We start from the raw sequence: 8,482 nt of genomic DNA on the forward strand, positions 1-8,482 counted from the left end.
AGACATGGAGAACAACCGGGTTAACATTTCCTCCGGAGCGATATGGGAGGACCTGGTGGGTTACTCCAGAGCCGTGCGCATCGGAAACATTATTGAAGTTTCCGGAACAACAGCTGTAGATGGCGACAGGCTAATTGGGAAAGGCGATTTGTACGCGCAAACAAAATTCATTCTTCAAAAGATCGAAAAAACTTTGGTAGAAGCAGGCGCTTGCATGTCCGACGTAACTCGTACGAGGATGTATGTTACCGATATTTCGCGTTGGGAGGAAGCCGGAAAAGCTCATGCCGAATATTTTTCTAACATCCGTCCTGCAGCTTCAATGGTGGAGGTGAACCGCCTTATTGATCCTGATCTGCTCATCGAAATTGAAGTGACTGCAGTTGTAAAATAAGAGCATTCTGAATTTAACATACCGAAATCAGTATCCAATCAGTATTTTTGTAAAATGGGAACACAGGTACAGGAAGAAACTCTGACGCTTGAAGAAGTATTAACAGCGTTAAAAGTCAGCCATCGCCTTATTCTTTGGAATGATGATACAAACACATTTGAACACGTGATCCACTGTCTGGTAAAGTATCTCGACTATACCGACAAACAAGCCGAACGCATTGCGTGGACAGTTCATAATGACGGGAAATGCATTATTTTGGAAGGTTCCTTTACAGAAGTTGAAGTTTACCGAAAAATCCTTCAGCAGGAAGGTCTGACGGTTAGCGTTGAGTAATTAAAAATAACACCTGGCCAGCATACTTTCGGATCCTTTAGAACCAATTCTGAAGTTAAGTACAATTTCATGTGATCCCTTCTCCACCCGTGAGAGTTTTGATGTCGTGAAATCATAAGAATAACCTAATTGAATATTCGGTGTTAACTGTAGTTCAGCGATAACATCAAATGAATCCATTGAGCGAACGGATCCTCCAAGCCATAACGTCTCTTTTAGCAAAAAGTTAGCATTTACGTCTATCTGAACAGGAGAACCACTTACATATTTAACCAGGACATTCGGTTTAAATTTTACGTCAGGACTTATAGTTGCAAGATACCCTCCTTGCATAATATAATGCGGCTTGTATGCTGTTTCTGATGGTGATTGTCCTCCAAGATCCCGGTAATAGAAGAAGGGAGATGAAATGCCAGCATAGAATTTCTCCGAAAATAACATAACGCCCATACCAAAATTACCTCTCAGACTGTTCTGATCAACAAATACCGGATCAGAAGAAGCTGAGGCACTGCCGGTGAGGCTATATTCGCCAACATATTTACTAATACCGCCATTAACTCCTAATGCGAGATAAGTCCCTTCCTGTATCTGAACGCGGTGTGCTACTGTCGCAAATGCTCCATTATCCCTTATCACTTCACCGATTTGATCGCGCATTAAAATTAATCCAACCGAAGTGTTCGAACTTTTTATAGGACTATGGATAGAAAGTGTTTGAGTATTAGGTGCCCCCTTAAATCCTACCCACTGCTGGCGGGCAAGAGCTGTAATATTAAGTGATTCATCTATTGCCGAATACGCCGGATTCACCACCAACCCGTTAAACATATATTGCGTAAACATGGCTTTCTGCTGAGCATTTGCAGATTTCATTCCAGCAAACACCACTACGAGTGCAAGCGAGAGAAAGATTAAGTGTTGGAATGTTTTTTTCATCGATAGATGACGTTAAAAGTTAGTAAGGTTAGACGGGTAGTCTGGGTAACCTTCGCGTTCTTCTACGCATGGCGATTGAAATGGTTACATTAATCGTACTACCAATCGCTCATTTGAATGTCATATAAAATGGCTTTATTTGTTTGGAGGACTTGTGGGCGAAATTGTGGATGATGTATGACCTCTGGCAGATCGACGGATTTTTGAATTAATTGAAATGTTTTAGTAAATTCATGATCCCTCAAGCTCTGAATACTTACCGACTAAACCCAAATTAGCTATGAAATATCCGGCAGTACAGAATTTTATTAAAGGACAGTTTATTGATTCTGAGAATAGCGACATATTAAATGTAATATCTCCAGTGGACGGGAAACTTCTTTCTACTGTACCAATGTCAAAACCTACTGATCTCAATGCAGCAGTTTCTTCAGCTAAAGAAGCCTTTAAAACCTGGGGCAAAACTCCCATCAAAGAGCGGGTACAGGTATTCTTCCGGTTCAAAGCTCTTTTGGAGAAAAACAAAACTGAACTAGCCAACCTGGTTTCTGAAGAGAACGGGAAAACACCGGAAGAGGGTATGGCCGAAATAGAGAAATCGATCGAGCTTACAGAATTTGCATGCTCGCTCCCACAATTAATTACAGGGGAGTTGCTGGAAGTAAGTAAAGGTATAGAATGCCGTACGGAACACGTCCCACTGGGAGTTGTTGCTTCGATCGTACCTTTCAATTTTCCAAGTATGGTTCCCTGCTGGACTATTCCAAATGCGATAGCTTTGGGAAACTGCATGATCATGAAGCCATCCGAAAAAGTCCCGTTGAGTATCGGACGTATCGCGGAGTTGCTCAGGGAAGCAGGCTTGCCAGATGGAGTATTAAGTGTTGTTCACGGAAACAGTGAAATAGTTGATGCAATATGCGATCATCCGGATATCGAAGCTGTTTCGTTTGTGGGTTCAACCAAAGTTGCCAAAATAGTGTACAGAAGGGCTACCCAAAATTATAAACGCTGCTTAGCTTTGGGCGGAGCCAAGAATCATTTACTTGTTTTGCCAGATGCTATTCCTGACATGACAGCACAAAACATAACAGCATCCATGAGCGGATGTGCCGGCCAGCGTTGTATGGCAGCATCAGCAATGGTTGCAGTGGGCGACGTTGATCACATTATTGCTAAGCTCTGTATTGAAGCAAAAAAAATGGTTGCGGGTCAAAATCTTGGAGCTGTCATTAACAAAGAATCCAAGAAACGGATTGAAAGCTACATCGATCAGGCAGAAAAAATGGGCGCTAAAATTCTTGTTGACGGCAGAAATACAGTGGTTAGCGGTAAAGAAAAAGGAACTTATATCGGTGCGACCATAATAGATCACGTAACCCCTGATATGTCTGTCGCTAAGGAAGAGATCTTTGGCCCGGTGATCAGTATCATGCGGACCGAGACACTGGACGAAGCACTCGCTATTGAGAACAATAACCCCTACGGGAACGCCGCATCGGTATTTACGCAAAATGGCGCTGCGGCCCGATACGTTATCGAACACGCAAGTGCGGGCATGGTAGGAGTTAATGTAGGTGTGCCGGTACCACGGGAGCCTTTTTCCTTTGGTGGCTGGAATGAAAGCAGGTTCGGGGTTGGAGATATCACCGGCAAAAGCTCTATTGAATTCTGGACCAAACTCAAAAAATCGACCACTAAATGGAATCCGCAGGCCGGGGTAAATTGGATGAGCTAGAACTAAGTTGAAAATGGAGAGTGGAGAGTGGAAAGTGTTCACGCAACGATCATCAAAAGAAGAAAAATAGTTATGTCAGAAGTTATAAATAGAAGTCAGACAAGAGATATTGTTAAGGATAACCTGGATTATACCATGTTTTCATGGAGTAAACAGAAGGGTATTGATCCGATTGCGGTGAAGTATGGAAAAGGCGTTTACCTCTACGACCATGATGACAAGCGATACATAGATTTTTCATCTGGATTGATGAATGTGAATATTGGCTATGGCGATCAGAGGATCACAGATGCGGTTGTGAAACAGATGCAGCAGGTGAGTTATGTAACTCCGTCATGTGTCACAGAAGTTCGGGGTGAGCTCGGGAAGAAACTTGCGGAAATTTGTCCGGGTGACCTCAATAAGGCATTTTTTACTCTCTGCGGGGCAAGTTCAATGGAAAATGCCATTAAAGTGGCGAGATTACATACAGGAAGACATAAGATCCTAACCCGTTACCAATCATATCACGGATCGAGTTATGGAGCTATTTCAGCAAGCGGCGATCCCAGAAAACTTCCTGTGGACTCGCAGCAAGCTCCTAATTTCATACATTTTGATCTCCCAATAGCGTATCGCTGGAACTACGGTGAAGAAACCCTCCTGAAAGAAGCAGTTCTCCAGTTGGAACGGATAATAGCTTTTGAAGGACCCGGAACCATTGCTGCCATAATATTAGAAGGTGAATCAGGCTCGTCCGGATGCCTTCAATATCCCGATGGCTATCTAAAGCAAGTTCGAAAGATCTGTAATGAGAATGGCATCCTGCTTATCGCTGATGAAGTTATGAGTGGTTTCGGTCGTACTGGTCAATGGTTCGGATTTCAGAACCATGATATTATTCCTGATATGATCGTGATGGCAAAAGGAATAACTTGCGGATATCTTCCGTTCGGATGTTTAATGCTGTCGGATAGGATCGCAGCTAAATATGACGATACTGTGCTTCCATTAGGTCTAACGTATTCTGCGCACCCTGTTAGTTGCGCGGCTGCCCTTGCAACTCTTCATATCTATGAAGATGACAATCTAATTGAAAATGCTGTTGTAATGGGTAAATATGTAGATGAGCAGGTGGCAATGCTGAGGCAAAAACACCCAAGCATAGGTGATTGGAGAAACACGGGTTTACTCGGATGTCTTGAACTTGTGAAGGATAGAGAAACAAAGGAGCCTATGGCACCGTTCAATGCAAAACCGGATCAAATGACCGTGATGAATAAGGTTGCTGCCCGAATTAAGGAACTCGGTATGTACACTTTCGTGAGATGGAACTATATTTTTATTGCTCCTCCGCTAATTGTAACTAAAAGTGAAATTGATGAAGGTATTGCCATTATATCTGAGGCATTAAAAATTGCTGACGATTCGCTTAAATAAAATTGAATGAAATCCTCAGCTCTCTATAGCGAAGACCTGGCGCCAATTCCTGCTGATAAAAGAAGCTGGAATACCTGGAATTATGCTGCACTGTGGATTAGTATGAGTTTGTGCATTCCAACCTACATGCTGGCAAGCTCACTTATTGAGGGCGGGATGAATTGGTGGCAGGCAATTCTGACGATATTTTTGGGCAATACGGTTGTTCTTATACCAATGATTCTCAATGGACATGCAGGCGCTAAATATGGGATTCCGTTTCCGGTGTTTGCCCGGGCTAGCTTTGGAGTGAGAGGCGCAAATATTCCAGCAATTCTAAGAGCCATTGTAGCCTGCGGATGGTTTGGTATCCAAACATGGATAGGCGGATATGCCCTTTATCTGATGTTAAGGCTCTGGTTTCCAGCACTGGGAACTATGAGCCCGATATTTCCCGCATCCTGGACGCTGGAAACTGGCCCGGCTATTACATTCTTTTTATTCTGGCTGCTGAACATGTATGTGATATACCTGGGAGTCGATAGTATAAAAAAGCTTTTGGTCTTCAAGGCATTTTTTCTGCCATTTGCGGCACTTGCGTTGTTATTTTGGGCAATTTCTGCTGGCAATGGTCTTGGTCCCATTCTGGATCAGCCTTCAAAATTTACAAATTCTGCGGATTTCTGGCATTTCTTTTTTCCAGCCCTTACCGGCATGGTGGGCTTCTGGGCAACCTTGTCGCTTAACATCCCCGACTTTACCCGTTATGCAAAAAGTCAGCGTGCTCAAATCATCGGACAAGCGATAGCACTGCCGTCGGCTATGACCTTATTCTCATTCATTGGGGTGGTAGTGACCTCAGCGACAGTTATAATTTATGGTACAATGATCTGGGATCCTCTTGTGCTCGCAGAAAAATTTGAAAGTAAACTATTGGTAACCATTGCGATGATCGCGGTCGCGGTTTCAACGCTCGCTACTAACATAGCAGCCAATATGGTAAGCCCTGCGAATGATTTCGCCAATTTATCTCCCGCTAAGATCAGTTTCAAAACTGGCGGCTACATCACCGGGATCATCGGCATATTAATCTTCCCATGGAAACTTATTGCCGATCCTAACGGTTATATTTTCACCTGGCTGATCGCTTATTCGAGCCTATTGGGTCCTGTAGGCGGAATTATGATCGCCGACTATTATTTCATTCGGAGGAAACTATTAAATGTGGATGATCTTTACGCGTTTGGCGGCATTTATGGATACAATAACGGTTTTAATTTGAAGGCCGTTATTGCTATCGTGCTGGGCATCCTGCCTAATGTCCCGGGTTTCCTGGTGCAAGTAAAACTGATAAGCTCTGACTCTGTCTGGCCAGGGATATCCGGGATCTACAATTACGCATGGTTTGCCGGATTCTTTATATCCGGGTTTGTGTACTACCTTTTAATGAAACCCAATAATACTGAAATGAAAAATACTGCATTGAAAACTTTAAAGAAAGGAAAATAATTTTGTCAGTCCTGATTAAAAATGGCCGGATAATTACAGCATCTGAAGATTATATCGCAGATATTTTCATTGATGGTGAAGAGATAAAAACCATAGGTAAAGATCTGTCGCAGGAAGCTGACGAGGTTATCGACGCGACCGGAATGATGATTTTCCCGGGTGGCATTGACCCTCACGTTCACCTCGACATGCCCTTTATGGGAACTTTCTCTAGTGATAGTTACGAAACAGGAACACGTGCTGCGCTGTACGGAGGTACGACGATGGTAATTGATTTTGTTCTACAGACTCAGGGTGATTCATTAAAAAATGCATTAAAGGATTGGCGGTCCAGGGCGAATGGCACAGCTGTGGGCGATTATAGTTTCCATATGGCAGTTACTGATTTCAACCCCGAAACCAAACTGGAAATAAAAGAGATGGTCGATGAGGGCATTACGTCTTTTAAAACTTTCATGGCCTACAAGGGATCACTGATGGTTGACGACAGGCAGATGGTTGGCTTGATGGAAGAAGTGAAAAAACAGGGCGGCATCGTAACAGCCCATGCAACAAATGGTGATATGATTGATTTCCTTGTTGCAAAACATCGCTCAGAAGGAAAGCTCTCGCCATTATATCATTACCTGTCTCAACCTGAAATTACCGAAGCAGAAGCATCAGCGCGGTTTGCCGATATGATCAATTATACAAAAAGCCCTGGTTATATCGTGCACATGACTTGTCAGGGAGCTTTGGATGCTATCAGGGATTCTACTTTCCGGAACCAGAAAGTTTTTGCTGAAACCTGCATCCAATATCTCACATTGGACGCTTCGCTTTACGAAGAAGATTTTGATGGCGCTAAATGGGTGATGAGCCCGCCGCTGCGTGAGAAAAAAGATCAGACTGCGTTATGGGCCGGAATCAATCAGGGCCTGGTTCAGGTGGTAGCAACGGATCATTGTCCTTTTACCTGGGAGCAGAAGCAAATGGGAAAATCTGACTTTTCGATGATCCCGAACGGGCATCCTGCCATTGAGCATAGGATGGAACTGCTTTTTTCAGAGGGAGTTCAAACCGGCAAGATCAGCATTAATAAATACGTGGAAGTATCAAGCACAAACGCCGCTAAAATATTTGGTATGTTCCCGCAAAAAGGAACTATTGGAATTGGTTCTGATGCCGATCTGGTCATTTTTGACCCGAATGAAGAACATGCTATTTCAGTGGATACACACCATATGAATACCGACTATTCTGCATATGAAGGCTGGAAGCTTAAAGGGAAAGTTAAAACAGTTTTACTGAGAGGAAAAGTTGTGATCGATAATAATACTTGCCTTGCCGAGAAAGGCAACGGAAAATTCATTAAACGTAAAAAAGTAACGGGAATCATTTGATCCCAATCTAAAAATTAAAAGATGCCAAGAATAGTAAAATCGGGTCTTATTCAGATGAGCCTGGCAAAAACCGAGGGAGAAGGAAGCATTGATGAGATCAAAGACGCAATGCTAAAAAAGCATATCCCCCTTATCGAAAAAGCTGGCGAGCAGGGCGTACAGATCTTGTGTTTGCAGGAGATCTTTAATACCCCATACTTTTGTCCCGGACAGGACAAGGCCTGGTACGACTCAGCCGAAAGCGTTCCCGGTCCCACTACCGATCTGATGGCTGAATATGCCAAAAAATATAAGATGGTGATCATTGTGCCGGTTTATGAAAGAGAGCAGGCTGGATTTTTCTATAATACAGCTGCAGTTATTGACGCCGATGGAACCTACTTGGGTAAATACCGGAAAAATCATATCCCGCACACAACGGGCTTCTGGGAGAAGTTCTTTTTCAAGCCAGGCAACCTTGGTTATCCTGTATTCCAAACAGCTTATGCAAAAATTGGGGTTTATATCTGCTATGACAGGCATTTCCCTGATGGTGCACGGGTACTCGGACTAAACGGTGCTGAAATCGTTTACAATCCATCAGCAACGGTAGCAGGCTTGTCCCAGTATTTATGGAAACTTGAGCAACCAGCACATGCTGCTGCAAACGGTTATTTCATGGGCTGCATAAATCGTGTGGGAGAAGAAAAGCCGTGGAACCTCGGGAGATTTTATGGATCTTCATATTTTGTAGATCCACGCGGACAGATCTTCGCGCAGGCCTCTGAGGATAAGGATGAGCTTCTT

The 8,482-nt window shown here is 43.4% G+C and carries 8 protein-coding genes; 7 read left to right on the top strand and 1 reads right to left on the bottom strand.

Annotation, left to right across the window (positions count from 1 at the left end):
- Together WKF69_RS16960 and WKF69_RS16965 are read left to right on the top strand one after the other, a co-directional pair.
- A partial coding sequence (locus WKF69_RS16960; protein WP_340383414.1) for a RidA family protein occupies window positions 1-394 on the top strand: 394 nt, incomplete at its 5' end.
- Between the two features lie 54 nt (window positions 395-448).
- Complete coding sequence (locus WKF69_RS16965) at window positions 449-730, top strand: ATP-dependent Clp protease adaptor ClpS (RefSeq protein WP_340383415.1); 282 nt, start codon at window positions 449-451, stop codon at window positions 728-730.
- Here the strand turns inward: WKF69_RS16965 and WKF69_RS16970 are convergent, their stop codons facing one another.
- Window positions 731-1,669, bottom strand: a complete 939-nt coding sequence (locus WKF69_RS16970) for a type IX secretion system membrane protein PorP/SprF (RefSeq protein ID WP_340383416.1) — start codon at window positions 1,667-1,669, stop codon at window positions 731-733.
- A 280-nt stretch (window positions 1,670-1,949) separates the two neighbouring features.
- Between WKF69_RS16970 and WKF69_RS16975 the strand changes: the two genes are divergently transcribed.
- From WKF69_RS16975 to WKF69_RS16995, 5 genes are all read left to right on the top strand, one after another.
- A complete protein-coding gene (locus WKF69_RS16975; protein ID WP_340383417.1) occupies window positions 1,950-3,407 on the top strand; it encodes a CoA-acylating methylmalonate-semialdehyde dehydrogenase in 1,458 nt (485 codons plus the stop codon).
- Between the two features lie 72 nt (window positions 3,408-3,479).
- Window positions 3,480-4,826 (top strand): aminotransferase class III-fold pyridoxal phosphate-dependent enzyme, encoded by a 1,347-nt coding sequence (locus WKF69_RS16980; RefSeq protein WP_340383418.1) that lies wholly within the window; start codon window positions 3,480-3,482, stop codon window positions 4,824-4,826.
- Window positions 4,827-4,832: 6 nt separating this feature from the next.
- Window positions 4,833-6,314 carry an NCS1 family nucleobase:cation symporter-1 gene (locus WKF69_RS16985; protein WP_340383419.1) on the top strand — a complete coding sequence of 494 codons (1,482 nt, stop codon included), beginning with the start codon at window positions 4,833-4,835 and terminating at the stop codon, window positions 6,312-6,314.
- A gap of 2 nt (window positions 6,315-6,316) precedes the next feature.
- Window positions 6,317-7,696, top strand: coding sequence for a dihydropyrimidinase (hydA, locus tag WKF69_RS16990; protein ID WP_340383420.1), 1,380 nt, complete (start codon window positions 6,317-6,319; stop codon window positions 7,694-7,696).
- Between the two features lie 21 nt (window positions 7,697-7,717).
- The coding region (locus WKF69_RS16995; protein WP_340383421.1) for a nitrilase-related carbon-nitrogen hydrolase at window positions 7,718-8,482 on the top strand (765 nt) is incomplete at its 3' end.

Source organism: Daejeonella sp. (assembly GCF_037719425.1).
Taxonomy (GTDB): Bacteria; Bacteroidota; Bacteroidia; order Sphingobacteriales; family Sphingobacteriaceae; genus Daejeonella.

What these genes read in the sequence shown, in the direction of transcription:
- WKF69_RS16970 (WP_340383416.1), bottom strand. Translation starts at nt 1,669, where the DNA reads ATGAAAAAAACATTCCAACACTTAATCTTTCTCTCGCTTGCACTCGTA.
- WKF69_RS16975 (WP_340383417.1), top strand. Translation starts at nt 1,950, where the DNA reads ATGAAATATCCGGCAGTACAGAATTTTATTAAAGGACAGTTTATTGAT.
- WKF69_RS16985 (WP_340383419.1), top strand. Translation starts at nt 4,833, where the DNA reads ATGAAATCCTCAGCTCTCTATAGCGAAGACCTGGCGCCAATTCCTGCT.
- WKF69_RS16965 (WP_340383415.1), top strand. Translation starts at nt 449, where the DNA reads ATGGGAACACAGGTACAGGAAGAAACTCTGACGCTTGAAGAAGTATTA.
- WKF69_RS16980 (WP_340383418.1), top strand. Translation starts at nt 3,480, where the DNA reads ATGTCAGAAGTTATAAATAGAAGTCAGACAAGAGATATTGTTAAGGAT.